The sequence below is a fragment of the Pseudomonas sp. TH21 genome, from assembly GCF_016651025.1.
In the GTDB taxonomy this organism is placed as follows: domain Bacteria; phylum Pseudomonadota; class Gammaproteobacteria; order Pseudomonadales; family Pseudomonadaceae; genus Aquipseudomonas; species Aquipseudomonas aylmerensis.
Genome location: NZ_JAEKEQ010000001.1, coordinates 4,310,994 through 4,337,240, shown reverse-complemented (window position 1 = coordinate 4,337,240; position 26,247 = coordinate 4,310,994). Strand labels below are relative to the sequence as shown.

The 26,247-nt window shown below is 65.1% G+C and carries 19 protein-coding genes and 1 pseudogene; 10 read left to right on the top strand and 10 right to left on the bottom strand.

Annotation, left to right across the window (positions count from 1 at the left end; genetic code table 11):
• Positions 1-83: 83 nt before the first annotated feature.
• Both JFU04_RS19040 and JFU04_RS19035 read left to right on the top strand, forming a co-directional pair.
• Positions 84-761, top strand: coding sequence for an ABC transporter ATP-binding protein (locus JFU04_RS19040; RefSeq protein ID WP_201145365.1), 678 nt, complete (start codon positions 84-86; stop codon positions 759-761).
• Positions 758-1,549: an ABC transporter permease gene (locus JFU04_RS19035; RefSeq protein ID WP_106803279.1), complete on the top strand. Its 792-nt coding sequence runs from the start codon at positions 758-760 to the stop codon at positions 1,547-1,549. Before JFU04_RS19040 ends, JFU04_RS19035 begins: the two co-directional genes overlap by 4 nt.
• Positions 1,550-2,244: 695 nt before the next feature.
• Here JFU04_RS19035 and JFU04_RS19030 read toward each other — a convergent pair.
• On the bottom strand, positions 2,245-3,018 hold the full coding sequence (locus JFU04_RS19030; protein WP_201145363.1) for a glucose 1-dehydrogenase: 774 nt from the start codon (positions 3,016-3,018) through the stop codon (positions 2,245-2,247).
• 132 nt (positions 3,019-3,150) lie between these two features.
• On the opposite strand from JFU04_RS19030, the gene JFU04_RS19025 reads away from it, so the two are divergent.
• The 5 genes from JFU04_RS19025 (at position 3,151) to JFU04_RS19005 (ending at position 7,594) form a co-directional block, all read left to right on the top strand.
• Entirely contained in the window at positions 3,151-4,023 is an 873-nt protein-coding gene (locus JFU04_RS19025; RefSeq protein WP_201145361.1) for a LysR family transcriptional regulator, read from the top strand.
• Between the two features lie 103 nt (positions 4,024-4,126).
• Positions 4,127-4,759: a glutathione S-transferase family protein gene (locus tag JFU04_RS19020; RefSeq protein ID WP_201145359.1), complete on the top strand. Its 633-nt coding sequence runs from the start codon at positions 4,127-4,129 to the stop codon at positions 4,757-4,759.
• 18 nt (positions 4,760-4,777) lie between these two features.
• Positions 4,778-5,698 (top strand): LysR family transcriptional regulator, encoded by a 921-nt coding sequence (locus JFU04_RS19015; protein ID WP_201145357.1) that lies wholly within the window; start codon positions 4,778-4,780, stop codon positions 5,696-5,698.
• A complete protein-coding gene (locus tag JFU04_RS19010; RefSeq protein ID WP_201146429.1) occupies positions 5,698-6,582 on the top strand; it encodes a LysR family transcriptional regulator in 885 nt (294 codons plus the stop codon). The genes JFU04_RS19015 and JFU04_RS19010 overlap by 1 nt, the downstream gene beginning before the upstream one ends.
• Before the next feature lie 79 nt (positions 6,583-6,661).
• Positions 6,662-7,594 (top strand): pyridoxamine 5'-phosphate oxidase family protein, encoded by a 933-nt coding sequence (locus JFU04_RS19005; RefSeq protein ID WP_201145355.1) that lies wholly within the window; start codon positions 6,662-6,664, stop codon positions 7,592-7,594.
• Positions 7,595-7,619: 25 nt separating this feature from the next.
• Here JFU04_RS19005 and JFU04_RS19000 read toward each other — a convergent pair.
• Positions 7,620-8,045, bottom strand: a pseudogene (locus tag JFU04_RS19000) (Sbal_3080 family lipoprotein); the annotation flags it as partial.
• Between the two features lie 212 nt (positions 8,046-8,257).
• Here JFU04_RS19000 and JFU04_RS18995 point away from each other — a divergent pair.
• Positions 8,258-9,598: a PQQ-dependent sugar dehydrogenase gene (locus tag JFU04_RS18995; RefSeq protein ID WP_065904145.1), complete on the top strand. Its 1,341-nt coding sequence runs from the start codon at positions 8,258-8,260 to the stop codon at positions 9,596-9,598.
• A 482-nt stretch (positions 9,599-10,080) separates the two neighbouring features.
• Here JFU04_RS18995 and JFU04_RS18990 read toward each other — a convergent pair whose 3' ends face one another.
• The gene (locus JFU04_RS18990; RefSeq protein ID WP_201145351.1) at positions 10,081-11,655 is read right to left on the bottom strand and encodes an efflux transporter outer membrane subunit; all 1,575 of its coding nucleotides are present in this window, start codon (positions 11,653-11,655) and stop codon (positions 10,081-10,083) included.
• Positions 11,655-12,449, bottom strand: a complete 795-nt coding sequence (locus tag JFU04_RS18985) for a helix-turn-helix transcriptional regulator (protein WP_201145349.1) — start codon at positions 12,447-12,449, stop codon at positions 11,655-11,657. The genes JFU04_RS18990 and JFU04_RS18985 overlap by 1 nt, the downstream gene beginning before the upstream one ends.
• Positions 12,450-12,928: 479 nt before the next feature.
• Here JFU04_RS18985 and JFU04_RS18980 point away from each other — a divergent pair, with 479 nt between their 5' ends.
• Positions 12,929-19,186, top strand: a complete 6,258-nt coding sequence (locus JFU04_RS18980) for a non-ribosomal peptide synthetase (RefSeq protein ID WP_201145347.1) — start codon at positions 12,929-12,931, stop codon at positions 19,184-19,186.
• A 288-nt stretch (positions 19,187-19,474) separates the two neighbouring features.
• Positions 19,475-19,939: a hypothetical protein gene (locus tag JFU04_RS18975; protein WP_157955066.1), complete on the top strand. Its 465-nt coding sequence runs from the start codon at positions 19,475-19,477 to the stop codon at positions 19,937-19,939.
• Between the two features lie 7 nt (positions 19,940-19,946).
• Here JFU04_RS18975 and JFU04_RS18970 read toward each other — a convergent pair whose 3' ends face one another.
• From JFU04_RS18970 to JFU04_RS18945, 6 genes are read right to left on the bottom strand one after another with little or no spacing between them, the layout of a single operon-like run.
• Positions 19,947-21,074: an LLM class flavin-dependent oxidoreductase gene (locus JFU04_RS18970; protein ID WP_065904119.1), complete on the bottom strand. Its 1,128-nt coding sequence runs from the start codon at positions 21,072-21,074 to the stop codon at positions 19,947-19,949.
• Positions 21,071-22,024 carry an LLM class flavin-dependent oxidoreductase gene (locus JFU04_RS18965; protein WP_065904116.1) on the bottom strand — a complete coding sequence of 318 codons (954 nt, stop codon included), beginning with the start codon at positions 22,022-22,024 and terminating at the stop codon, positions 21,071-21,073. Before JFU04_RS18965 ends, JFU04_RS18970 begins: the two co-directional genes overlap by 4 nt.
• 16 nt (positions 22,025-22,040) lie before the next feature.
• Positions 22,041-23,018 (bottom strand): LLM class flavin-dependent oxidoreductase, encoded by a 978-nt coding sequence (locus tag JFU04_RS18960; protein WP_065904114.1) that lies wholly within the window; start codon positions 23,016-23,018, stop codon positions 22,041-22,043.
• Positions 23,015-23,995 (bottom strand): LLM class flavin-dependent oxidoreductase, encoded by a 981-nt coding sequence (locus tag JFU04_RS18955; RefSeq protein ID WP_201145345.1) that lies wholly within the window; start codon positions 23,993-23,995, stop codon positions 23,015-23,017. The genes JFU04_RS18960 and JFU04_RS18955 overlap by 4 nt, the downstream gene beginning before the upstream one ends.
• On the bottom strand, positions 23,992-24,906 hold the full coding sequence (locus tag JFU04_RS18950) for a 5'/3'-nucleotidase SurE (RefSeq protein ID WP_065904108.1): 915 nt from the start codon (positions 24,904-24,906) through the stop codon (positions 23,992-23,994). The genes JFU04_RS18955 and JFU04_RS18950 overlap by 4 nt, the downstream gene beginning before the upstream one ends.
• On the bottom strand, positions 24,903-26,240 hold the full coding sequence (locus JFU04_RS18945; protein ID WP_065904105.1) for an LLM class flavin-dependent oxidoreductase: 1,338 nt from the start codon (positions 26,238-26,240) through the stop codon (positions 24,903-24,905). Before JFU04_RS18945 ends, JFU04_RS18950 begins: the two co-directional genes overlap by 4 nt.
• Positions 26,241-26,247 lie beyond the last annotated feature (7 nt).

The following is a 26,247-nucleotide window of genomic DNA, read 5'->3' as shown; positions in this document are numbered from 1 at the left end:
CGATAGTTTGAATTTTTTCATGAAATCTTCCCGCGTGTGCCGCACCATTGCGTCTGGCAGGATTTACGAGGAACCCCGCGTCCATGAGCGCATTGATACAAACCCGCGCCCTCACGCGCGTGGATGAACGCCGCCAGGTGGCCTTGCTGCAACCCACGGACTTCACCTTGCACGCCGGCGACCGCGTGTCGATCACCGGTTCGTCCGGCTCCGGCAAAAGTGTGTTCCTGCGCGCCCTGGCGTTGCTGGATACGCCGACCTCGGGGCAGATCCTGTGGAACGGCCAGCCGATCGCCAATGCGCAGATTCCCCACTACCGCAGCCACATCAGCTACCTGTCGCAACGCCCGGCGCTGCTCGAAGGCACGGTGGAAGACAACCTGCGTTTCCCGTTCAGCCTCAAGACCCTGCGCAAGCGTCACTTTGACCGCGCGTCAGTCATCACGCTGCTGGAGCATGCGGGCAAGGCGCCGGACTTCCTGGCCAAGCACGCGCTGGACTTGTCCGGCGGTGAATCCCAGGTGGTGTCGCTGATCCGCACCCTGCAACTCGACCCCGAAGTGCTGTTGCTGGACGAACCCACCGCCGCCCTCGACCCGGCATCTTCGCGTGACGTCGAAGCGCTTATCGACGCCTGGTTCGCCGCGGACAACGCGCGCGCCTATGTCTGGGTGTCCCACGATCTCGACCAGGCCCGGCGCATGAGTGACATCCACATGCAGATGAGCGCAGGTGTGCTGGATGGAGCGGCCCAGCCATGAATTATCAGAACCTCACGGCCCTGGACATGGGCATCGCCGCCTCGCTGATCCTGATCAATGGCGCGCTGTCAGTGCTGTTGCGCCTGGGCCTGGGCCGACAGTTGCTGTGGGCGGCGGTACGCACCGTGGTGCAACTGTTGGCGATCGGTTACCTGCTGGGATGGGTGTTCGAGTTTGCCTACTGGTACGTGGTGCTGCCGTTGATGTGCGCGATGACCTTGATTGCCGGCCTTTCGGCGGCCGGCCGTGGACGCCGCACGTATCGCGGGCAGCGCGTCGACAGCATCCTGTCGGTGTGGGGCAGTTCCTGGCTGGTGACGGCGGTGGGGCTGTTCGCGGTGATTCGCATCCATCCCTGGTACGAGCCGCAGTACGCGATTCCGATCCTGGGAATGATCCTCGGCAACACCCTGACCGGCGTTTCCCTGGGCATCGAGCGCATGACCCAGGAACTGACCTCGGGCCGCAACACCATCGAGATGATCCTCGCCCTCGGCGGCTCGCGTTGGGAAGCCGCGCAGGAAGCGATCCGCCAGGCAGTGCGCGCCGGCATGATCCCGACGCTGAACCAGATGACCGTGGTCGGCATCGTCAGCCTGCCTGGCATGATGACCGGCCAGGTGCTGGCGGGGGAAAGCCCGGTGGATGCGGTGCGGTATCAGATCGTGATCATGTTCCTGATCGCCGCATCGTCGGCGCTGGGCACGGTGGGTGCAGTGCTGCTCACCTACCGACGGTTGTTCTCCACCAGCCACCGGTTTTTGCGTGATCGGTTGCAAGAGCGCTGAGTGCGGGCTGGTTGTCGCACGCTTGTTGGTGAGCACGCTTGTTCTGGCAGGCGCGCTTGTTGGTGAGCAAGATTGTTCTGGCAGGCTCGCTTATTGTGGCGAGCGGGCCTGTTGTGGTGAGCGGGCCTATTGTGGTGAGCGGGCTTGCCCCGCGTTGGGTGGCGAAGCCGCCCTAAAACCATCCACCGCATTCTGTCTGACGAAATGCGGCGGTCTTATTGGGGGACGCGCTTATTGTGGTCAGCGGGCTTGCCCCGCGTTGGGTGGCGAAGCCGCCCTAAAACCATCCACCGCATTGTGTCTGACGGAATGCGGCAGTCTTATTGGGGGACGCGTTTATTGTGGTGAGCGGGCTTGCCCCGCGTTGGGTGGCGGAGCCGCCCTAAAACCATCCACCGCATTGTGTCTGACGAAATGCGGCGGTCTTATTGGGGGACGCGCTTATTGTGGTGAGCGGGCTTGCCCCGCGTTGGGTGGCGAAGCCGCCCTAAAACCATCCTCCGCATTCTGTCTGACGGAATGCGGCGGTCTTATTGGGACCGCTTCGCGCTCCAACGCGGGGCAAGCCCGCTCGCCACAATAAGCAAGCCCGCTCACCACAGTTTCACTTTCAGCCACAATCTCATTCCCTGCCACAGTTTCACTTCCAGCCAAAATCTCACTCCCAACCACAATCCCATTCCCAGCTCCAACCCTCACAACGACGCAGTAATTCCCCCATCCACATAAAGAATATGCCCGTTGACGAAGCTCGCGGCGTCGCTGGCGAGGAACACGGCGGCGCCGGCCAGTTCGGCCACGTCGCCCCAGCGGCGGCTCGGGGTGCGCTGCACCAGCCAGTCGTTGAATTCGGGGTGGGTCACCAGGTTGGCGTTCAGTTCGGTCTTGAAGTAACCGGGGCCGATGCCATTCACAGTCAACCCATGCGGGCCCCAGTCGATGGCCATGCCCTTGGTGAGCATCTTCAACGCGCCCTTGCTCGCCGCATACGGCGCGATGCCCGGGCGGCCCAGTTCACTTTGCACCGAGCAGATATTGATGATGCGCCCACGCTGGCGCGCGATCATCGCCCGCGCCACGGCCTGGCCGACCAGAAACGCGCTGTCGAGGTTGGTGCTGATCAATTCGCGCCAGTGCTGCTCGCTGTAGTCTTCGAGCGGCCCTCGACGCTGCATGCCGGCGTTGTTGACGAGGATTTCCAGCGGGCCGAGGCGCTCCTCGATATCCGCCACCGCGGCCTGGATCGCCGCGCTGTCGGTGACATCGAATGCCTGGGTGTGCACCTCCAGGCCCTCCAGCGTGAGCATCGCGGCTGCATCGCACAAGTTGCCGCGATTGCGTCCGTTGAGCACCACCCGTGCGCCGGCCTGGGCCAGCCCGCGCGCAATGGCCAGGCCGATACCGGCGCTGGAACCGGTGACCAGCGCGAGCCGGCCATCCAGGCGGAAGTTGTCTAAAACACTGTGCATGGAACCGTTCTCCGAACGCGCGGGTGATAACCAAACAGGCCTTGATGGGCTTAACTTCGCTGCAATCCAGGGGGTAGGTCCAATGTTCATTTATGATCTTCTGATCAATATCGGTGATCACCAGGGTAGGGTATGGAGCTCAAACACTTGCGGGCCTTTGTGGTGCTCGCCCAGGAGCTACATTTCGGTCGGGCGGCAGCCCAGCTGTCGATTGTGCAACCGGCGCTGAGCATGCAGATCAAGTTGCTCGAAAGCGGCCTCGGCGTGCGCCTGCTCGACCGCAATCGCCACTCGGTGGCGCTGACCGAAGCCGGTCGCGTGTTCCTGCCGGAAGCCCAGGCCACCTTGCACCAGGCGACGCGGGCGGCGGATGCGGCGCGCGCCTCCAGCCGTGGCGAGATCGGCCGGGTGCGCCTGGGGTTTGTGTCCTCGGTACTCCCGCAATGGTTGCCCGAGTTGATCCGCGCGGTGCACCAGCGATACCCGCGCCTCGAGCTGGAACTCAAGGACATGCCCGGCCCCGACCAGGCCATCGCACTGAAGAACGGCCTGCTGGATTTCGGCCTGATGCGCCTGCCGGCCGCGCACCCGGGGGTACAGACCCGCGCGGTGCTGCACGAGAGTTTCTGCGTGGCGTTGCCCGTGGATCACCCGCTGGCGACACACGCGTCCATCCAGCCCGCCGACCTGCTCGATGTGCCGGTGTATATCCTCGCGCGGCGCTATGCCCCGGGCTTCTACGATGAGTTTATCCAGGCGCTGGGGATCCCCCTGCAGATCGCCTCGGAGCTGGGCGAGTTCACCACTATGCTCGCGCTGGTCTGCGCCGGGTTGGGTGTTGGCGTGCTGCCGGTGCAGGCGACGCGGGCTCTGCCGGCCAATTGCGTGTCTCGGCCTCTGCAACTGGGTGGGTTCGAGACCAGCACGGGGCTGGCCTGGACCGCGTTGGACAGCGCGGTCAAGTGCACGCTGTTTGATCTGATCGTCGAATTGTTCGGCGAGTGATTGTTTCACCGGGTGAAATGCTGGATTGTAAAACCTGGTGATTCCATCGACCCGGGCAGCGATGGAACATGCGGTGTGTCGAACCCCTCTTTCGGAGCCTTCCATGTCCCAGCCTGCGATCAAACTCTACGGTTATCCATTGTCCGGCCACACTCATCGGGTCGAGCTGATGCTGTCCCTGCTGGGCTTGCCCAGTGAATTCATTCTGGTCGACCTCAAGCAGGGCGCGCACAAAGCGCCTGAATTCGTCGCGACCCTCAATAGCTTCGGCCAGGTGCCGGCGATTGACGACAACGGCACGGTACTGGCGGACTCCAACGCGATCCTGGTGTACCTCGCGAGCACCTACGGCAAAGGCCAATGGCTGCCGAGCGATCCCGTAGGCCAGGCGCGCGTCCAGCGCTGGCTGTCGGCCGCCGCCGGCCAACTGCACGCCGGCCCTGCTGCGGCGCGCCTGGCCCTGGTGTTTGGTGCCCAGGTCGATACCGACACCGCGATCAGCCGTTCCCACGCCTTGCTGCAGTTGGTGGAGCAGCAATTGCGCCACAGCCGCTTCCTGGCCAGCGAACAGCCGAGCATTGCCGACGTGGCCTTCTACACCTACGTGGCCCACGCGCCGGAAGGCAATGTGTCGCTGGACGACTACCCTCATGTACGCGCCTGGCTCGCCAGCATTGAAGCGTTACCGGGGTTTGTCGGCATGCCGCGCACGGCGGTGGGGCTGCAATCACACTGATTTTCACGAGGCCTGTCGATGGACCGATTCCATGAAATGCAGGTGTTCCTGGCGGTGGCCGAGGAGGAGGGCTTTGCCGCCGCCGCGCGCCGCCTCAACACCTCACCACCCAGCGTGACCCGCGCCATTGCCGCCATGGAAGCGCGGATCGGCACGCAGTTGCTCGCGCGCACTACCCGCAGCCTGCACCTGACGGAAGCCGGCCAGCGTTACCTGGAAGACTGTCGGCGCATCCTGGCTGAACTCGACGAGGCCGAGGAAGCGGCGGCGGGCAGTTATACGATTCCCTGCGGCCACCTGACGGTGACCGCGCCGGTGTTGTTCGGCGAGCTGTATGTCGCACCGGCGCTGGGGGAATATCTCGACCGTTTTGCGCAGGTGAGTATCAATGCGCTGCTGGTCGATCGCGTGGTCAACATGCTCGACGAAGGTGTCGACGTGGCCGTGCGCATCGGCCATCTGCAGGAGCCGGGGCAGCAGGCGATCAAGGTCGGTGAGGTGCGCCGCGTGGTGTGTGCGGCGCCGGCTTACCTGGAGCAGTACGGCCGGCCCGGGCACCCCTCGCAGTTGCGCGACGCGAAGATTGCGACCTCGTCTTCCAGTCAACTTGTCAGCGAATGGCGATTTGTCGAGGATGGCCAGCCACTGACCGTGCCGATTGAGCCGCGTCTGGTGGTGACGGCGAACAATGCGGCGATCAACCTGGCGAGGCAGGGCTGGGGCATGACGCGGGTGCTGTCCTATCAAGTCGCCGGGGCGGTGGCGGCCGGTGAGCTGGAGATTGTCCTCGAGGCTTTCGAGCCCGCGGCGCTGCCGATCCAGGTGGTGTTCCAGAAAAGCCCGCGAGTGCCGGCCAAGATCAACACTTTCGTGGATTTCCTCACCCACCGCCTGGGTCAGGACGCAGCCCTGAATCCGGCGATGAAGCGGCGCGGATGATGGAGCGATACCGCGATATGCAGCTGTTCGCCGCGCTGGCCGGGCACCCGAGCCTGGCCTCGGCGGCGCGCAGTGTCGCGGTGTCCGGCCCGACCCTGATGCGCGCGGTCGCCCGCCTGGAAGCCCGCCTGCGCGTGACGTTGCTGGTGCGCAGTACACGCGGCGTCAGCCTGACCGAGGCTGGCCAGGCCTACCTGGCCGACTGCGTGCGCCTGCTTGCCGCCGTGGACGCTGCACAGGCTTCGGCCAAGGGCATGCACGATCAGGCCCAGGGTAATTTGCGCGTGTTCCTGCCGCTGCTCTTCAGCCGTTATGTGATGGCGCCCGTGTTGGCCGGTTATATGGATCGCTACCCCGACGTGCGCCTGGTGGCGCACTACCACGACTACTACCCCAACCTGCACGAAGAGGGGCTGGACGTGGCGATTTTGGTGGGCGAGCTGCCCAGTTCTTCCCTGGTTGCGCGACCGGTCGGGCACGTGCGGCCGATCCTGTGTGCCAGCCCTGGCTATCTCGCTGCCCATGGCGAGCCGCGACACCCGGACGCGCTGAAGCAGCATCGACTGATCGCCAGCTCCGATCCGGTCGATTGGGCTTTCAAAGGCGGCCCGCTCAAGGCGCGTGCGCGCTTGAGGAGCACCACGGTGCAAGGCGCGATCAATGCGGCCGTGCAGGGGGCGGGGCTGATTCGCTGCCTGAGCTATCCCGTGCATGAGCACCTCCTCAGCGGTGAGCTGTGTCGTGTGCTGCCGGACTATGAGCCGCCGCCGTTGCCGGTGCACGTGGTGTACCGCGACGGCCGCCATGCGCCGATGCGCGTGCGCAGTTTTGTCGACCATTGCGTGGCGGCGCTGCGGGATCATCCGGCATTTCAGTTGGTGTAACAGTCGATTGCCCGGCGTGGGCATTCTCGTGTGGGGTGCCAGCGCGCACCATCGGCGTATCCATTCGGAGGTGAGCAGCATGAACCCCATCGAACATTCCCCCTGGCATGCCGGCGAACGGTATCTGCAGCAGAACGCCGGCGCCGCCGAGCGCATGGCCGTGGTCGGGCCCAAGGTGATCCGCGATCACTTGCCGGAGCAGCATCGGGACTTCTATCCCCTGTTGCCGTACCTGGTGCTCGGCGTGGTGGATGAACAAGGGCTTCCCTGGGCGACGATGATCGAAGCCGCGCCAGGGTTCGCGCATTCACCCGACCCGCAGACCTTGCAGATCGACAGCGTGCCGTCCGTGAGCGACCCCGCCCGTGCTGCGTTGCATCGCGGCGCCAGCGTGGGCGTGCTTGGCATCGACCTGAACACACGCCGACGCAACCGCCTGAATGGCCGGATCGGCAGCCTGGGGCACGAGGGTTTTTCGATCGAGGTGGTGCACACCTACGGCAACTGCCCCAAATACATCCAGCTACGGCCGTTGGTTGGCGTCGCACGTAGACCCGACACGCGGGTCGAGCGCCTCGACGGCCTGGATGCCGCGGCCCACGCAATGATCCGCAGCGCCGACACGTTCTTCGTCGCCAGCTACGTCGACGTCGCCGGCGAACGCTCGGTGGACGTGTCCCATCGCGGCGGCTACCGCGGCTTTGTGCACGTGGAAGGTGATCTGCTGACCATCCCCGACTTCGCCGGCAACCTGTTCTTCAACACCCTGGGCAACCTGCACGTGAACCCGGTGGCGGGGTTGTTGTTCATCGATTTCGAATCGGGGGACGTCCTGCAGATCGTCGGGCGCACCTCGTTGATCCTCGACGGACCGCAAGTCGCCCGCTTCGAAGGCGCGCAACGCTTGTGGACCGTCACCGTGGAGCATCTGGTGCGGCGTCCGGCAGCCCTCGCGTTGAGGTGGCGCTTCGTGGAGTTCTCGCCGCACAGCCTGGCTATGGGAAATGGGTAGCCTGGGGATTGGCATAGGAGGCTGCAGGGAACAACTGGTTGGTCATCTCGATGATCTTGTTCTGTGCGCTGATGAACTTGTCCGGACGCCCGCCACCCCAGGTCGCGTCATACAGCGCCTGGCCGATGCGGTGACCGTTTTCAAACACCTGGATGTCGGCAAAGGTCATGTACAGCGCAAAGTCCCAGCTCCAGGTGCCGATGTAGGTGGTCGACAGTGCACAACTCGCGGGCGGACTGCCCGGCGGCAACTCGCGGGTCTGGAAACCCTTGCTGCGCAGCTGCGCGGTGTAGGTGCTGTTGAACCCGCTGCGCAGGCCTGCGGCGGGAATCATGCAGATTTCAGCGGACTGGGCGGGTGACAAGGCCACCGGGGTAACGGTCTGCGTAATGCTGCACCCCGAGAGGAAAAGGGCGGTCAGCACAACAGCGGAAGCAGATAGCGGGCGCATAGGGACTGTCCATGTCTTGAGTGGTGGCTTAATGATAGCTGATCCCTTGCAGGAGCCCGGCTTGCCAGGGTCGCTATCGCCAGCAAGCGCGATGGCCTTCGTGGGCTCAAGGCATTCGTGCCCTGCGGTTAAAACTCAATTGCGCCATCGCCGGTGTTTACCCCCGGGTCATCAGGCAATACTCCGTCGGGATTTTTCCCGAGGTTTCAAGCATGAACAACCCGAGCCGACTGGCACTCCTGATCACTGCTGCGGCGGTTCTGACTGCCTGTGGCGAATCGTCCAAGCTGCCCTTCCAGGCCGGTGTCGGCCCCACGCCCCAACTGCCGGAGCCCAGCACTTCGTTGATGCCCACGCTCAAGGTGTCCAAGGCCGTGGGCTGGCCCGAGCAGGTGCAGCCGCGTGCCCCCGAAGGCTTCACCGTCACCGCCCTGGCCGACCATCTCGACCACCCGCGTTGGGTCTACACCTTGCCCAACGGCGATGTGCTGGTCGCCGAAAGCAATCATCCGCCGATGCCAGAAGGCGCGACCGATGGAGGCAGCGGCTTGATCGCCTGGGCCCGCCGCACCGCGATGGGCATCGTCATGGGCCGCGTCGGCGCGGATACGCCGAGCGCCAACCGCATCACCCTGCTGCGCGATGCCGATCACGATGGGCATGCCGAGGTGCGCAGCGAGTTCCTCACCGGCCTCGCGTCGCCCTTCGGCATGGCACTGGTGGGCGATGAGTTGTACATCGCCAATGCCGACGCGGTGGTCAAGGTGCCCTATACCCCCGGCCAGACGCACATCGACGCGACCCCGGTGCACGTCACTGACCTGCCGGCCGGCATCAACCACCACTGGACCAAAAACCTGCTGGCCAACCCGGAAGGCACGCGGCTGTACGTGACCGTGGGGTCTAACAGCAACGTCGGCGAAAACGGCCTCGACGCCGAGGCAGGTCGCGCGGCCATCTGGGAACTGGACATCGCCAGCGGCGCGAAACGCCTGTTTGCCAGCGGCCTGCGCAACCCCAACGGCCTGGCGTGGAAACCCGGCTCCACGCAGCTGTGGACGGTGGTCAACGAACGCGACGAAATCGGCAGCGACCTCGTGCCCGACTACCTCACCTCGGTGCAGGACGGCGCTTTCTACGGCTGGCCGTGGAGCTACTACGGCGCCCACGTCGACATCCGCGTGCAGCCGCCACGCCCGGACAAAGTCGCCCAGGCCATCGCCCCCGACTACGCCCTCGGCACCCACGTCGCGCCGCTGGGCCTGACCTTTTCCGACGCCCGCAGCATGCCGGCGGCGTTTGCCGATGGCGTGTTCGTCGGCGAGCACGGCTCGTGGAACCGCAACCCGCAGGCGGGCTACAAAGTGGTGTTTATCGCCTTCAAGGACGGCCAGCCGACGGGCACACCGGTGGACTTCCTCACCGGCTTCCTCAATGCCGAGGGCGAAGCCCAGGGCCGTCCGGTGGGCGTGACCCTGGACGCGCAGGGCGCATTGCTGGTGGCGGATGATGTGGGGAATACGGTGTGGCGGGTGGTGCGGGACAAGCCTTGAGGCTGGGGTAGCCGGTACTCTGAAATCCCCATGTTTGATGGCAAGTAGGCTTCCCGGGGCAAGTGACTTCTTATGGCAAGTGGGCCCCCTGGGGCAGGTGACCTCTTGTGGCAAGTGTGTGGCAAGTGGGCTTCCTGAGGCAAAGAGGGCCTTTTCTTGTGGCAAGTGGGCCTCCTGAAGCAAAGAGGGCCTTTTCTTGTGGCAAGTGGGCTTTCTGAAGCAAAGAGGGCCTTTTCTTGTGGCAAGTGGGCTTCCTGAAGCAAAGAGGGCCTTTTCTTGTGGCAAGTGGGCTTCCTGAAGCAAAGAGGGCCTTTTCTTGTGGCAAGTGGGCTTTCTGAAGCAAGGAGGGCCTTTTCTTGTGGCAAGTGGGCTTCCTGAGGCAAGGAGGGCCTTTTCTTGTGGCGAGCGGGCTTGCCCCGCGTTGGGCTGCAAAGCGGCCCCAAATCAGACGCCGCGGTTCCCCAGGAAACACCGCGTCGATCTTACTGGGGCCGCTGCGCAGCCCAACGCGGGGCAAGCCCGCTCGCCACAAAAAGGCCCGCGAAAATTGATCGAGGCTCACTACCTGGAGCATTGGCCGCTGGAGCGGGTGATGGAGGAGGCCAAGCGCCGGTTTTTCCTTCGCTATGCGCAGCAGACGCCGGGGGCGTATCGGCTGCGGCAGTCGGGGTTGCGTTCACGTCCCAAGCGCCGCCCAGTGCCGTGTACAGGTTCACTTCGGCCACCAACTGCGCGAGCCGATCGATGATCAGCGCCTGCTGCGAACTGAACAGCGAACGCTGGGCATCGAGGAACGTCAGGTTGCTGTCCACGCCACTGCGGTAACGGTGTTGGGCCAGGTCGTAATAAGCCTGGTTGGCCGCGACGAAGTCGCGTTGGGCCGCGAGCTGGTCGGTGAACGTCTGGCGGGCGGCGAGGCCATCGGCGACTTCCTGGAAGGCGCTCTGGATGGATTTTTCGTACTGCGCCACGCTGATGTCTTTTTGCAGCTTGGCGTAGTCGAGGCTGGCGCGCAGGCTGCCGGCGTTGAAGATCGGCAGGTTGACCTGCGGCTGGAACGTCCAGGTGCCCGAACCGCCCTTGAACAGCCCCGACAGTTCAGTGCTGGTGCTGCCGGCGTTGGCCGTGAGGGTGACCGACGGAAAGAACGCCGCGCGGGCTGCGCCGATATTGGCGTTGGCCGCCTGCAGCTGGTATTCGGCCTGGAGGATATCCGGACGGCGTTGCAGCAGATCGGACGGCAAGCCGGCGGGCAGGCGCGCCACCAGTTCGTCGGCGAGTGGGCGTGACGGCAGGTGTTCATCCACCGGGCTGCCCACCAGCAGCGTCAGGTTATTCAGGTCCTGGGCGACCTGGCGCGCGTAGCGGGCCACGCTGGCGCGGGTGCTGTCGACGCTGGTACGCGCCTGCACCACGTCAAGCGCCGAGGCCTTGCCGGCGATTTTACTGCGCCGGGTCAACTGCCAACTGTGCTCGTCGGCGGCCAGGGTTTGCTGGGCCAGGGCCAACAGTTCCTGGTCGGCGCGCCAGGTCAGGTAGGCATTCGCGACATTGGCCACCAGGCTCAGCTGCGTGCTGCGTCGCGCCTCTTCTGTGCCCAGGTAAGTCAGCATCGCCTGTTCGCTGAGGCTGCGCACACGGCCGAACAGATCCAGCTCGTAGGCGCTGAGGCCGAGGGTGGCGGAGTAGTTCGAGGTGATCGCGGACTTGCCCGTACCGGTCACATCCCCCGGCAGTTTCTGGCGCTTGCCGGCACCGGTGGCGGACACGGCGGGGAACAGATCGGCACGCTGGATACGGTACTGCGCCTGGAAGGCTTCGACGTTCAGCGCGGCCACTCGCAGGTCGCGGTTATTGAGCAGCGCCGCGCCGATCAGTTGCTGCAGCGCCGGGTCGTGGAACATGCCGTGCCAGTCCGAGGTGGGCATGGCGCGGTAGACCCCACCCTGGGGGTACTGCGCCGGCACGGGAGACTCGGGCCGCTGGTACTCGGGGATCAGCGAGCAACCGCCCAGCATCCAGGCCAGCGCAAAGGGGATGAGCGCGGGTCGGTTCATCAGGCGCCGACCATCCATTTGGCCAGGCCGTGTCGGCCGCTCACACCAAGCTTGGCGGCGGCGCGCTTGAGGTAGGTTTCGATGGAGCTGTTTTTCACGCTGAGTTTTTCCGCCATCTGCGGCACGGTGCCGCCCGTCAACAGGCCGAGACACACCTCTTGCTCGCGCGCTGACAGGGTGATGTCGCCCAGGGACAGGCGTATGTAGAACGCGTGCTGCAACTGCGACTGCTCCAGCAGGGTGTGGGCCGCCTCCAGCGCGGGAGACGGCGCCTGGCGCAGGCTCTGGGCGTGGCACTCGATCAACGGCAGCAACGTGTCCGACAGGCACTTGAGAAACGACAGCTGCGCCAGGGAAAACCCGCGCTGGGTCGGCGGGCGGTAGAACGAAATCACGCAGCGCCGATTGCCCTGGCGTGACACCAGGTTGCACTGGTGCGAGGTGCCCCGTGGGTGCGCGCTGTCGGCCTTGGCCTTGAGCTGGATCAGCAACGGGTCCTGCATGCCGAGCATGTCGCGCAGCAGCGGGTGGTCGTTGATCGAGTGCAGGGTCAGGGGCGGCGGCAGGTCCTGGTTCTGGCCGGCACTGCCGAGCAATTTGATATCGAGCACGCGGTCGCGCAACTCGTCCAGGGTCCATTCACTGAGGTCTACCAGGTGGATCGGTACCCATTTGTCCACCAGGTGCAGCATGTGGGCAGCAAAATCCGCGTGCCCACAGTTGGCAATCAACTCGCCCATTTCGGCATAAAAATGCGTGCTGTGCGTGTTGGCAAAACTGCTCGTCAAACTCATAGCCATCTCATCCTTGATGTCGAAAACCGTCACAAACTCCCTGGGCCTCTACGGGGCGATCCGTTCTTCATGAAGCAGAGTCGGCACTCGAGCGTGTAGTTAGCCTGGGGATTCGTCCTACGTATGTAGCAGAAACGAGGGACACAACGTGCCATAAAAACATCGTCATTAATTCGACGTTTCTGACGGTCCATTCCGGCCGAGATAAATCGAAAATGGTTTTTAGAGTGAATTAACTATCTGATAAATAAGATAAAAATAATTATTAAAAAACATTCCTGAAAAAATGACATCGGCCGGATATAGCCAATTTCCTACAGCCCTTTAATCGTTTCAGCAGTGAGCCATCAGCCAAGCCCGTTTCGCGCCTTCCGGCTGTCCGGGTTTCGGGTGTCAGAGGGCCTGCGGACCCCATGCTCAAATCCGGCCATTTCGCCGTCCCCGAGTGGCCAGCGCCTGATACCCATGAGAAGGATCTTATGAAGCATTCTCCCAGCTTCCCCCTCACCGCCGCCCAGCAGGACATCTGGCTCGACCAACTGCGCGCGGGCGATTCGCCGCTGTACAACATCGGCGGCTATGTCGACTTCGCGGGTGCGGTGGAGCCCGTGCTGATGCAGCGCGCCATCGAGCAGTTGGTAGCGCTGCACGATGCCTTGCGCACCCAACTGCACAGCGACGCCGACGGCTTTCCACGCCAGACCTTCGCCGCCAGCTTGACGCTGCACGTGCCCTTGCACGACCTGTGCGCCCATGCCGATCCGCAGGCGGCGGCCCAGGCCTTGATGCAGGCGCACATGGCCCGGCCCTATGCCTTGGACGGCGGGCCGCTGTGGCATTTTTTCCTGGTCAAGCTCGATGACCATCACTATCGCCTCGGTACCCAGGCCCACCACCTGATCCTCGACGGCTGGGGGTTCGGCCAGATGCTGCAATCGCTGGCGCAGCTGTACAGCGCGCTGGAGCAAGGCCGGCAGCCTGAGTGCCTGGCACCGTCCTATGGCGACTTTATCGAGGCCGACCAGCGCTACCACGCGTCCGCGCGCTACCCCCGCGACCGTGCCTATTGGCTCGACCGCTACCCGACCTTGCCCGAGCCACTGCTGGTGCCACGCCACGCCACGCCGACGGCCAGTCACACACTGGTCGAGCCGTTCCCGGTGGCGTTGCTGGACCGCATGGAGGCGGTGGCCAGCCGTTACCAGGCCTCGGCGTTCCATGTGCTGCTGGCGACGCTGTATGTGTATTTCACCCGCGCCTACCAGCGCGAGGAGTGGGTGGTGGGGCTGCCGATTCTCAACCGTTCCAACGCGGCTTTTCGCGCCACGGTCGGCTTGTTCACCCAGGTCAGCGCGGTGCGTTTCAGCTTCAGCGAACAGCTGACGTTCGGCGCGCTGGTGCGCGGTGTGCGGGATCAACTCCAGCAGGATTTTCGCCACCAGCGTTTTCCCCTGAGCGAGATGAACCGCGAACTCGGCCTGCGCCGCAGCGATCGCGGCCAGCTGTTTGATCTGTCGGTATCGTTCGAACAGGACGACCACGATCTGCGCTTCGGCCAAGTCCAGGCGCGTGCCGTCAAAGTCTCCAACCACCATGAAGCGCTGCCCCTTGCCATCCACTTGCGCAGCAACCGCTGCCAGGCCACCGCGAGCCTGCATTGCGTGTACCACCAGGCGTACTTCCAGCACGACGAAGTGCAGGCGCTGGCACGACGCTTTAGCTGGCTGCTGGAACAAGGCCTGGCGGACACCGCGCAGCCGATCGGCGAGTTTTCCCTGGTCACGCCTGCCGAGCACGACCAGTTGCAACGCTTCAATGCCACCGCGCAGCCCAGTGCCGAACCGTACACCCTGCACACCCGTATCGAAGCGCAGGCCGCGCGCGCACCGGACGCCGTCGCCGTGGTGCAGCAGGGCCGGCAACTGACCTACGCCCAGCTCGATCAACAGGCCAACGCCCTGGCCCATCAGTTGCTCGAACATGGGGTGCAGCCGGATGATCGCGTGGCGATCCTGGCGCGGCGCAGCCCGGACACGCTGGTGGCACTCCTGGCGATTCTCAAGTCTGGCGCCTGCTACGTGCCGGTGGACCCCGCGCATCCGGCGGAACGCCTGCATTACCTGCTGCACGACAGCGCGCCGGTGGTGGTGCTGACCCAGCACGCGCTGCTGGCGCGCCTGCCGGCGCTGGACGTGCCGGTAGTCCTGCTGGATCGCCCGGCCTCTCACCGGGCCGGCAATCCGCGCGTAGCGGTCAGCGCGGCGAACCTCGCCTATGTGATCTACACCTCCGGTTCCACCGGGTTGCCCAAGGGCGTGATGGTCGAGCACCGCACCGTGGCCAATCTGGTCGACTGGCACTGCCGGGCCTTCGACCTGCACGCCAGCAGCCACACCGCCAGCGTCGCCGGTTTCGGGTTTGATGCGATGGCCTGGGAAGTCTGGCCGGCGTTGTGCGTCGGCGCGACGCTGCACCTGCCACCGGCCCACGATGGCGCGGAGGACATCGATGCGCTGCTGCACTGGTGGCGCGCCCAGCCGTTGCAGGTGGGGTTTCTGCCGACGCCGGTGGCCGAATACGCCTTCAGCCAGCAGCAGGGCCATCCGACCCTGCGCACCTTGCTGGTTGGCGGCGACCGCCTGCGCAGCTTCAACCAGGCGCAGACCTTCGAGGTCATCAACAATTACGGCCCTACGGAAGCCACGGTGGTCGCGACGTCCGGCCGGGTGGAGGCGGGCCAGCCCGTGCATATCGGTGCGCCTGTCGCGAATGCCCGCGTCTACCTGCTGGACGCTCGGCAGCGCCCGGTGCCGATTGGCGTAGTGGGGGAGTTGTACGTCGGCGGCCGGGGCGTGGCGCGTGGTTACCTGAATCGGCCCGAACTGAACGCCGAGCGCTTTCTCGATGATCCTTTCAACGGTGGCCGGATGTACCGCACCGGTGACCTCGCGCGCTGGCTGCCCGACGGCAACCTTGAGTACCTGGGGCGCAATGACGACCAGGTGAAAATCCGCGGCGTGCGCATCGAACTGGGGGAAATCGAAGCGGCGCTGGTCACCCATCCGGCGGTCAAGGACGCGGTGGTGCAGTACCGTGAAGGGCAACTGCTGGCGTGGTTTATCCCGCAGCATGCGATTGCGCCCGAAGCCCTGCGCACCCATCTGCACGCCTCGCTGCCGGACTACATGTTGCCCGTGGCCTATATGCAGTTGGACGCGTTGCCCCTGACCAGCAACGGCAAGCTGGATCGCAAGGCGCTGCCGACACCGACCCAGGCAGCCTTTGTCACGCGCCTGTTCGAGGCCCCGCGTGCAGGCGTGGAAACCACCCTGGCGCAGCTCTGGGCCGAGCTGTTGCAGGTGCAGCAGGTGAGTCGGCATGACCACTTTTTTGAACTTGGCGGGCACTCGTTGCTGGCGGTGCAACTGGTGCAACGCATGCGCCAGGCGGGGCTGCAGGCCGATGTACAGGTGCTGTTCGGCCAGCCGACCCTGGCCGCGCTGGCGGCCGTGAGTGAAGGTCGCGATGAGCCGGTACCGGCCAATCGGGTGCCGGCGGATTGCCTGCGCATCACCCCGCAGTTACTGGTCCTGGCCGAGCTGGATCCGCCGAGCATCGAGCGTATTGTCGCCGGCGTCCCCGGTGGCGCCGCCAATGTGCAGGAGATCTATCCGCTGGCGCCGTTGCAGGAAGGCTTGCTCTACCACCACCTCACCGACGAGCGCGATCCCTATCAGCAACACGCGTTGTTCAGCTTCGCGCGCCGCGACCAGTTGGACGCCTTCGCGCAGGCGCTGCAACAGGTGATCAACCGCCACGATATCCTGCGCACCAGCCTCGCGTGGGACGCCCTGGAGCAGCCGATGCAGGTGGTGTGGCGCCATGCGCAATTGCACGTCGAACCGCTGCGCGAACCGGCTGAACCGCTCGACTTGCGCCAGGCCCCGCTGATGGCCCTGGACTACGCCGAAGAGCCCCAGCACCAGCGCTGGATCGCGCGCCTGCGGTTTCATCACCTGATCAACGACGCCGCCTCGACCGCCGTGCTGGTGGATGAAATCCGCGCTCACTTGCTCGGTGAGCAGGCCCAACTACCGCCATCGGTGCCGTATCGCAACGTGGTGGCGCAGGCCCGCTTGCCAGCGCGCCAGGCCGCCCACGAGGCGTTCTTTCGCGAGCGCCTGGCCGCTGTGGATGAACCGACCCTGGCCTTCGGTGTCCAGGCGCGCCAGGCGGATCGTACGCACATCGACGCCTTCGAACAGCCGGTCGGCGATGCCCTTAACCAGCGCCTCAGGGCCCAGGCGCGTGCGCTTGGGGTCAGCGCCGCCAGTCTGTTCCACCTGGCCTGGGCCCAGGTGCTCAGCCGCGTGGCCGGCCGCGAGGATGTGGTGTTCGGCACCGTCTTGCTCGGCCGCCTGCAAGCGGGCGAGGGCGCCGACCGCGCCCTGGGCATGTTCATCAATACCCTGCCGCTGCGCCTGCGCCTGGCCGGGCAGACAGTCATCGAGGCCGTGCACGACACCCATCTGCAACTCAGTGCCTTGCTGGCCCACGAACATGCCTCGCTCGCCCTGGCCCAGCGTTGCAGCGGTACGACACCGTTGTTCAACAGCTTGCTCAACTACCGCCACACCGGCGCCGACCCACAGCCGAAACTGGTCCCCGGCATCGCCTTGCTCAGCAGCGAAGACATCCTCAGCTACCCGTTGATGCTCACTGTGGACGATACCGCCAGTGGCTTCCAACTCAAGGCCAAGGCGCCGCGCCAGGTCGGCGCCGAGCGCTTGCTGGGCTACCTCGACAGCGCATTGGACGGCTTGGCAGCGGCGTTGGAGCACGCCCCGCAAACGCCGTTGCGCGAGGTGCAAGTGGTGCCCGCCCACGAGTTGCAGACATTGCTGGTGGGCTTCAATGCCACCGCCAGCGACTACCCCGACACCCTTACCGTGCAAGCATTGTTTGAAGCCCACGCGCGGCAAATCCCGCATGCCATTGCGGTGCAGGCCGGCGAGCAGCACCTGACTTATCGACAGCTCAACGAACGCGCCAACCAGCTTGCCTACGCTCTGCGCGAGCGCGGCGTGCAGCCGGATTCGCGGGTGGCGCTGTGCGTCGAGCGCGGGCTGGACCTGGTGGTCGGCTTGCTGGCGATCCTCAAGGCCGGTGGCGCCTACGTGCCGCTGGATCCGGGCTACCCGCGCGAGCGCCTGGCCTACATGCTGCACGACAGCCAGCCAGTGGCCTTGCTGGTGCACGCCGCCACACGCGAGGTGATGGGTGACGTGACAATCCCGGTGATCGACTTCGACCGCTGCGCCTGGAGCCAGGCGCCGGACGGCAATCCACGGGTACCGGGCCTGAGTGTCGCCAACCTCGCGTATGTGATGTACACCTCGGGCTCCACCGGTACGCCCAAGGGGGTGATGATCGAACACCGTGGCCTGGGCAACCTGCTGCACTGGGGCTCGCAGCTGTGCCCGAATGCCGAGGGCGGCGCGGTGTTGCAGCGCGCGCCCTTCAGCTTCGATGGCTCGGTGTGGGAGCTATTCTGGCCGCTCTCCAACGGCATGCGCCTGGTGCTGGCGCGGCCCGATGGGCATCGCGAGCCGGCATACCTGGCGCAGGTGATTCGCGAGCAGCGGATCACCGTGATCAAGTTCGTGCCGGCGATGCTGCAGCAGTTCCTCGAACTGCAAGAATCCGCCCTGTGCACCAGCCTCACCGACGTGCTGTGTGGCGGCGGCGAACTCACTGAAGCCCTGGCGCGTGGCGTGCAGGCGCGTTTGCCCCAGGTGCGCTTGCATAACGTCTACGGCCCCACCGAAGCCACGGTGGACAGCAGCGCGTGGACCCTGGCCCCCGGCGCACCCGTGCCCGCGCGGCAACTGCCGATCGGCCGCGCGATCAGCAACACCCGCCTGTATGTGCTGGACGAGCACGATGCGCCGGTGCCGCTGGGCGTCAGTGGCCAGTTGCATATTGGCGGCGTCGGTGTTGCGCGCGGCTACCTGGGCCTGGAGCAAATGACCGCCGAGCGCTTTATCGACAGCCCGTTCGTGGCCGGCGACCGCTTGTATCGCACCGGCGACCTGGTGCGCTATTTGCCCGATGGCAACCTTGAATTCCTCGGGCGCAATGACTTCCAGGTCAAGCTGCGCGGCGTGCGCCTGGAGCTGGGGGAGATCGAGTCGCGCCTGCTGGCGCATCCGGCGTTGCGCGAAGTGGCGGTGTTGATCCGGGATGAACGCTTGGTGGCGTACTTCACCGTGCGCGCCGAGCCGCCGAGCCTGCAGGCATTGCGCGCGCATATGCTGGAGCAATTGCCGGAGGTCATGGTGCCGGCTGCGTTTGTGCAACTCGACACCTTGCCACTCAACCCGGCCGGCAAACTCGACCGCAAGGCGCTGCCGGAGCCAGGGATGGAGGCGGTGGTCAGTCGCGCTTACGAGGCTCCACTGGGCGAGGTGGAAACCTTAATGTCGGGCATCTGGGCCGAGGTGTTGAAGCTGGAGCGGGTAGGGCGCCACGATCATTTCTTCGAGCTGGGCGGGCATTCATTGCTGGCGGTGAACCTGGTGGCGCGCCTGCGCAAGGCCGGGTTGGCAGTCGATGCGCGGACGCTGTTCAGCCACCCGACCCTGGCGCAGCTGGCCGCCGCCACCGTGATCCCGGTGCAACGCGTGGAAGCGCCGCCCACGGCCATCCCCCACCTCAACCGCCGCCGTCGACTCTGACCCAACAACCTATGGGCGCCGGCTTGCCGGCGATGGCGGTCTATCAGCAACGAGTAAAGTCGATGACCCGCCGCCATCGTCAACCCGCCACCTCCGGCAGGTTGGCCACGGTCGAACGCGCCAATACATGCGGCCTGCCTACAGGTCCTATACGTACGAGGATAACTGCCTACGGCGCGCTGAAAGAAATTCGCTTAAAGAACGACAGTTGTCTCACATTCCCGGGAACTATTTCGTCGCCGTCACCAATAACGTGAGCGTCCCTGATGTATTCAGGGGGACGTTCCAGTGCAATTGAACTTTGAAAACAAGGTAGCCATGAGCTTTTATATTAACGATAACCCTGCAATTTCCCCGCTTTCTCAAGTCGCCCAAAACACGCAACCCGGCATCACAAATAATCAGGATAATCCCGACGGTGAAGCGCGCTTGCAGCAGGTCCTCAAGGACAACCCTATTCTGAACCGGGGAATCCTGTCGAATGACGATGCTTTCAGGCCTGACAAGCAAAGGTTGTTTGAGGGTCTAAAAAAACACGTAGGTGATTTCACCGACGCCAATAAAGATCCAAGCAAGCGCGCCGATGCGTTGCAGAAGTTAGCCGATAAAGCCAATGAAATTGATAAAGACTCAAGTCTTTACAGGCATTCGGGCAGCACACCCGGGGATGGTTTTTTGGATCAGAAATCCGAGGTAGAAGCACTGCGCAAGTACAGCGAAGAACCCGTGCCGGCCCAGAAACAGTCACAGTAACCCGGTTCTACTGGCGGTCGCCCTGACCGCCAGTGTTGCGCAGCAGCGGCAACACCTCCGCCCCCACATGAATCGCCTCTTCCAGGTGCGGAAAACCGGACAGGATAAAGCTGTCCACGCCCAACTGGTGATACTCCTCGATCCGCTCAGCCACCCGTGCATAACTGCCCACCAGCGCGGTGCCGGCGCCACCCCGCACCAGGCCGACCCCGGCCCACAGGTTGGCTGACACTTCCAGTTCCCGCGCCCCACGGCCACGGCCTTGCATCAACTGGGTCTGCCGGCTCTGGCCGACGGACTCATACGTCGCCATCTGCCGTTGCGCCTGGTCGATGGCGTCCTTGGGGATTTCTTCCAGCAAGCGCTCTACATGCGCCCATGCCGCCTCATCGGTAGGCGCGGCGAACACGTGCAGGCGCAGGCCGAAGCGCAGGGTACGGCCCTGGGCGGCAGCGAGGTCGCGCATGCGCTGGATGCGTTCGGCGATCATCGCAGGCGGCTCGCACCACATCAGGTAGGTTTGCCCATGGGCCGCGCCGACGCGTTCGGCGGCTTCGGACGCGCCGCCGAAGTAGATCGGCGGCGCAGTCGCCCCCGGCGCCATGGGCGTGTGGATGCCGCTGCGGTAATAACGGCCGGGGTGCGTCGGTGGCTGGCCGGCCCAGACGGCCTGGAACACTTGCAGGAACTCGGCGGTGCGCGCGTAGCGTTCGTCGTGCTCGAGAAAGTCGCCGAGGGAGCGCTGCTCGAAGCGGCTGGAACCGGTCACCACGTGCAATGCCAGGCGGTTTTCGCTGAGCAGTTGCAAGGTCGCCGCGCGGTGCGCGGTGTAGGCGGGCAGCTCCAGGCCAGGACGCAGGGTCAGCAGGAATTTCAGGCGACGCACTTCCTGGGCCAGCACGGCGGTGATCAGCCAGGGGTCTTCAAAGCCGCTGGCGGTCGGCACCATGATGCCGTCGAAGCCGGCCTGTTCGGTGGCGCGCACGATCTGGCGCAGGTAATCCAGGGTCGGCGCGCGTTCGCCTTGCTGGAACAGCCCGACTTTGGGCAAGCCGCTGCTGGTGAGGTGGCGCCCGTCGCCATTGGTGGGCAGGAACCAGTCCAGCTGGATCGGTGGGCGTGCATCAGTGTTCATGAGCGCTCCTTGCGCAAGAGAGGGACAACCTGTTCGCCAAAGCGCAGCACTTCGCTGACCGCCGGGCCGCCTTCCAGGATCAATTGGCTCAAACCCAGCCCGTGTAGTTCCTGCAGGCGCGTAGCGATCTGTTGCGCCGTGCCGACCAGGATCAGCGGCTGGCCCGGCGCCAACTGCAGCAGGTTCGGGTGCACTTCCCATTGGCGCAGCGGGTGACGGGCGCGGGGCAGGGTGGCCAGCAGCTCGTCGGGCAACGCCGGCACCGGCAGCAGCGTGGCGGCGGTTTCCCAGGCGAGGTCTTCGCTGTCGCCGAGGATCAGGCCAAAGGTGCAGGCAAATTTGAGCGACGGTTGAATCGCGCGCCAGCCCTGGATTTCCTTGGCCAGCGCCTTGGGAGGGCCGGGCGCAAGCAGGCAGGTCTGGGCATGCGCGGCGAGCAGCGTGTGGCTCTGGCTGTCGTCCAGCACCAGCGCGGGCGCGGGCAACTCACGGCGGGCGACGCCGGCGTTTTCCAGCTGGAAGTAACGGCCTTGGTAGTCGAGGCCGGTGTCATTGGGCGCGAGCAGTTGCTGGAGGATGTCCAGGTATTCGCCGATGCGTTCGCTGCGCTGGTCGCGGTTGAGCCATTCGCCAAACGCGCTGCGCTCACTGTTGGGCAGGTGCAACTGCACGCGGTGGTTGCTGATCGATTGCAGGCTTTGCAAGGTCGTGGCCAGCGCCGCCGGCAGCATCACCTCGGGCGGCACGCTCACCGACAATTGCACCCGCCGCGTGTGCGCGCACAACGCCGCCGCCACGCCCAGGCTGTCGGCACACAAGGCCCCGCCGGGAATCCACAGGCCGTCGAGGCCGGCGTATTCCACGGCTTGGGCCAGCTGAATCCACTGCCCCGGCCGCGCTGCCCAGTCAGGGGTACACAGGGGCATCAGCCAGCTGAATGCTAAGGGCATGCACACGCTCCACTCTTCATGGTCTTTTCCAACCCAAGGCCGGGGCAATGTCCCTGGCGAGGATTTCCAGGCGCTTGAGAATCTGCGCCTGGGTCGAACTTTCGGCCTGGACGACAGCGATCAGGTCATCAGCATAAGGCAGCAGCGAGGGATCGTGCTGCATGCTTTCAATCACTTCATCGGGATGGCCGTGGTGCACATTCATCAGGCGCAGGTGTTCCTGCAGGTCGACGGCCTGGTCGATCAGGCCTTCGCGTTGCAGGCGCGGGATGTGCCGCTCGATATCCACCGCCAGCTCCGCCTGGGCGCTGGCGCGGTCCGCCGCCGGGAACACCGCCCGGACCACGCCGATACGCGGCGCGCGGCCTGGATGTGACCAGGCCTTGAGGTACGCATCGGCCAAGGGCTTTTGCACGGTCAGCGGATCATGGGTCGCGGTGCCCAGCAACAGGCCGTTGCCCTGTTCGGCGGTGTAGGTGGCGCCGTCGATGCTGGCGTGGGAGTGCCACAGGCGCTGGCGCAAACCGCGCGCGGGTGGCTGCAGTGTGAGCCCACCCGTCAGTGGCTCGCCCTCCAGCAGCCGTTGAAGCGTTTGCTGGCGCTCGGCGAACTCCGCCTGGCGTCGACTCGGGTCGCGCTCGAACGCGCTGAAATTGTCCAGGTTGGCGCCGCCGCTGCCCAGGCCCAGTTGCACACGGCCGCCGCTCAAGGCGTCGAGCACGCTGGCGTCCTCGGCCAGGCGGATCGGGTCTTCGAACGGCAATACGATCACGCCGGTACCCAGCTCGATACGCTGCGTGCGCTCGGCCACCGCCGCCAGCAACACCAAGGGTGACGGCAGGCGCCCAAAGCCGTTGCTGAGGTGGTGCTGGGCAATCCAGCCGCTGTCGAAACCGAGGGCTTCGGCCACTTCGAATTGTTCGATCAGGTCGCGGTAGACCTGCTGTGGATCATCGCCAAAAGCGTGGCTGAGAAAGCCCAGTTTGAACGTCATGACGGGGTTCCTGTGGGCTGCCAGCCCAGGGCTGGGGCAATGTGTTCGCGGATGATCTCCAGCGCGCGAATGGCATCGCGCAACGGCGTGCTGACGGTCTGCACCTGCAGGATCAACTGGTCGTGGGCGGTCAGCGCCGGACCTTGCTGCAACTGCTCGATCATCTGCTGTACCGGGCCGTGCAGGACGCCGAGGCGCTTGAGGGTCGTGTCGAAATCGTCATCGATCGCGCCCTTGAACACGCCAATGCGTTGCTGGCGCTGCACATAGGCGCGGATGTCGTTGCGGGTGGCGTCGTCCGGTGCCGGGAACAGCGCCTGCACCCGCGCGACCCGCGCCGGGGTGCCGTTGTCGCCGGTCCAGGCATTGCGGTAGCGGTTCACCAGGTCTGTGCCGGCGTCGGCGGGCTGGTGCGGGTTGGGTGCCATGATCAGGCCGTGGCCGCGTTCGGCGACCAGTTCCACGCGGGAGGTGGCCTCCCATAACCGATGGCTCAAGCCGTTGGCGCGTGGCAGCAGGCGCGAGCCGCTGTCGGTCAGGGGCGCGTTGCCGAGTGCGTTGAGCAACTGGTGCAGGTGTTGTTCGTAGTCACGGTGGCGCGCGTCATGTTCGCGGCCGAAGGCGAGGAACGTCTCGGGGTCGAAACCTGCGCCGAGGCCCAACTCCAGGCGGCCATTGCTCAGCAGGTCGAGCACCGCCGCGTCTTCGGCCAGGCGCAGCGGGGGTTCCTGAGGCAGCACGATAATCCCGGTGCCGAGGCTGATGTGCCGCGTGCGTTGGGCCACGGCGGCAAGCAATACCAGCGGCGCAGGCAGGCGTCCGTGCTCACTGGCGAAGTGATGCTGCGCCACCCAGCCACTGTCGAAGCCCAGCGCCTCGGCGACCTTGAACAGTTCCAGGGTGTCGCGGTAGACCTTGGGGTCATCGCTGGGGCTGTAGACCCGGCTGAGGAACCCCAGGGAAAAGCCGCCACTCATGGGTTCACCTCCTGCGCCAATTGCTTTTGCAGCGCCGGGCCGGCGCTGACCGATTCCGGCAGGCCACTGAAGGGGCTGATGGTCAGGTAACCCTTGTTCAGCCAAACCGCTTCGTCGTTCTGCTGCGCAGCCGTCGCGGCGGGGCTGTACTGGAAACCGATGCCCGGCTTGCCCGGCAGGTTGAACTGCTTGAGGTCGTCGGTGTAGAGCGCCTCGAAACCCACATAGCTGCCGACCCGGGTGAGTTTCACGCCTTTGATCTGCGCGTCCTTGGGCAAGTTGATGTTCAGGCCCAGGCCCGGCGGCAACAGCGCGCCGTTGGGCTGGCGATGTTGATCGAGGGCCTTGACCAGTTTCGCCACCAGCAGGGCGGCGCGCTGCGGGTCTTTTTCCTTCAGGTCGGTACTCACCGCCAACGCCGGGATCCCGGCCTGCAACGCCACGCTGGCAGCATTGAAGGTGCCGGAGGCCATATTGATCGCGCCCAGGTTGTTGCCGGGGTTGGGACCGACGATCACCAGGTCGGGGTGCGGCAGGATTTTATTCAGGCCCATCAGCAGCGCCATCACTGGCGTGCCACTGATTTCGATCTGCACCTCCTTGCCGGCGCAGTCGGCGCTCTGGCACACGCCTTTTTCAAGGGTGCTGAGGTAATAGCTGTCCGGATAGGCCGGGTCGCTGTCGTGGCCAACGGTCACTTCGCGGCCGAAAAAGAACGCGCCGCCACGTGCACTCTGGTCACTTTGCGGCGCGGCAATCTTGACGTTGTGGCCCTGGGCCTTGAGCTCGGTGTAGAGGGCGCGAATATTGGGGTGCTGATAACCGTCGTCGTTGCTCAGCAAAATGTTCAAGGCAAACGCCTTGGAGGCGATCAGGCTGCCAAAGGCGAGCATCCATGCGCTGCGTTTCATGCGGTGGCTCCTTGGGTAAAGCGGTTGGGCGGGCGCGGCAGGCCGAGGTTGTCGCGCAGGGTGGTGCCTTCGTACTCGAGACGGAACAGGCCACGCGCCTGCAGCAGCGGGATCACCTGCTCGACGAACAGGTCGATGGCGCCGGGAAAGTACGGGAAGAACACATTGAAGCCATCGCAGGCTCGAGCCTGGAACCATCGCTCGAAGTAATCGGCGACGTCCTCGGCGGTCCCGATCACCGGGTTGCCGCCAGCCAGGCGCAGGTACAACTGGCGGATGCTGAGGTTTTCACTGCGCGCCAGTTCCAGCACTTTGTCGCGACGACTGCCACGCTGGCCCACCGGGGTGTCCGGCAGCGGGCCGTCGAGGTCATGGCCGGATAGGTCGATGTCATCGCCCAGGGTGTCGGCCAGCAGGCGCAGGCCCAGCACCGGGTCGATCAGCGCCTGGAATTCCTCGAACAGCGCCTGGGCCTGCTCACGGGTGTCGGCGATGAACGGGGTGACACCGGGCAGGATTTTGACGTGGTCCGGGTCGCGCCCGAGGGCGGCGGCGCGTTGCTTGATGTCCTGGTAGAACGCCTGGGCGCTTTCAAGGCTATGGGCGTGGGCAAAGATCAGTTCGGCGACGCGCGCGGCCAGCTGCTTGCCCGGCTCCGAAGCACCGGCCTGCACCAGCACCGGGTGGCCCTGGGGCGGACGTGCCACGTTGAGCGGCCCCCGGACGGCAAAGTGTTCGCCCCGGTGGTTGAGGGTGTGCAACTTGGCCGGGTCGAAGTATTCACCGCTGGCCTTGTCGCGGGTGAAGGCGTCGTCGTCCCAGCTGTCCCACAGGTCCTTGACCACGTCGTGGAATTCTTCGGCGCGCTGGTAGCGGTCGCCATGGTCCACATGGTTTTCCCGGCCGAAATTCCAGGCTTCGTCGGAGACCACCGAGGTCACCAGGTTCCAGGCGGCACGGCCCTTGGACAGGTGGTCGAGGGAGGCGAACTTGCGCGCGATATGGTACGGCTCGTTGTAGGTGGTGGTGGCGGTGGCGATCAGGCCGATATTGCGGGTCACGGCGGCCAGGGCCGACATCAGCGTCAGCGGCTCGAAGTGTTCGGCGCGGGCGGTGCGGCTGAGGGCGTCGTGGTGATGGCCCCACAGCGCGACCACATCGGCGATGAACAGCGCGTCGAACTTGCCGCGTTCGGCGGTCTGCGCGATGTGCTTGAAGTGCTCGAAATCCAGGCTCGCATCGGCCTGTGCGAGGGGGTGACGCCAGGCAGCCACGTGGTGGCCGCTGTTGGCGAGGAAGGCCCCCAGTTTGAGTTGATCGGTGCGGCGGGTCATGAACAGG

Excerpts from the sequence above, each read along its gene's own strand:
- JFU04_RS19030 (WP_201145363.1), bottom strand. The coding sequence starts at position 3,018 with ATGCACAGTGTTTTAGACAACTTCCGCCTGGATGGCCGGCTCGCGCTG.
- JFU04_RS18990 (WP_201145351.1), bottom strand. The coding sequence starts at position 11,655 with ATGAACCGACCCGCGCTCATCCCCTTTGCGCTGGCCTGGATGCTGGGC.
- JFU04_RS18995 (WP_065904145.1), top strand. The coding sequence starts at position 8,258 with ATGAACAACCCGAGCCGACTGGCACTCCTGATCACTGCTGCGGCGGTT.
- JFU04_RS19020 (WP_201145359.1), top strand. The coding sequence starts at position 4,127 with ATGTCCCAGCCTGCGATCAAACTCTACGGTTATCCATTGTCCGGCCAC.
- JFU04_RS19035 (WP_106803279.1), top strand. The coding sequence starts at position 758 with ATGAATTATCAGAACCTCACGGCCCTGGACATGGGCATCGCCGCCTCG.
- JFU04_RS18970 (WP_065904119.1), bottom strand. The coding sequence starts at position 21,074 with ATGAACACTGATGCACGCCCACCGATCCAGCTGGACTGGTTCCTGCCC.
- JFU04_RS18965 (WP_065904116.1), bottom strand. The coding sequence starts at position 22,024 with ATGCCCTTAGCATTCAGCTGGCTGATGCCCCTGTGTACCCCTGACTGG.
- JFU04_RS19005 (WP_201145355.1), top strand. The coding sequence starts at position 6,662 with ATGAACCCCATCGAACATTCCCCCTGGCATGCCGGCGAACGGTATCTG.
- JFU04_RS18980 (WP_201145347.1), top strand. The coding sequence starts at position 12,929 with ATGAAGCATTCTCCCAGCTTCCCCCTCACCGCCGCCCAGCAGGACATC.
- JFU04_RS18950 (WP_065904108.1), bottom strand. The coding sequence starts at position 24,906 with ATGAAACGCAGCGCATGGATGCTCGCCTTTGGCAGCCTGATCGCCTCC.
- JFU04_RS18960 (WP_065904114.1), bottom strand. The coding sequence starts at position 23,018 with ATGACGTTCAAACTGGGCTTTCTCAGCCACGCTTTTGGCGATGATCCA.
- JFU04_RS18985 (WP_201145349.1), bottom strand. The coding sequence starts at position 12,449 with ATGAGTTTGACGAGCAGTTTTGCCAACACGCACAGCACGCATTTTTAT.
- JFU04_RS19015 (WP_201145357.1), top strand. The coding sequence starts at position 4,778 with ATGGACCGATTCCATGAAATGCAGGTGTTCCTGGCGGTGGCCGAGGAG.
- JFU04_RS18945 (WP_065904105.1), bottom strand. The coding sequence starts at position 26,240 with ATGACCCGCCGCACCGATCAACTCAAACTGGGGGCCTTCCTCGCCAAC.
- JFU04_RS19010 (WP_201146429.1), top strand. The coding sequence starts at position 5,698 with ATGGAGCGATACCGCGATATGCAGCTGTTCGCCGCGCTGGCCGGGCAC.
- JFU04_RS19040 (WP_201145365.1), top strand. The coding sequence starts at position 84 with ATGAGCGCATTGATACAAACCCGCGCCCTCACGCGCGTGGATGAACGC.
- JFU04_RS19025 (WP_201145361.1), top strand. The coding sequence starts at position 3,151 with ATGGAGCTCAAACACTTGCGGGCCTTTGTGGTGCTCGCCCAGGAGCTA.
- JFU04_RS18955 (WP_201145345.1), bottom strand. The coding sequence starts at position 23,995 with ATGAGTGGCGGCTTTTCCCTGGGGTTCCTCAGCCGGGTCTACAGCCCC.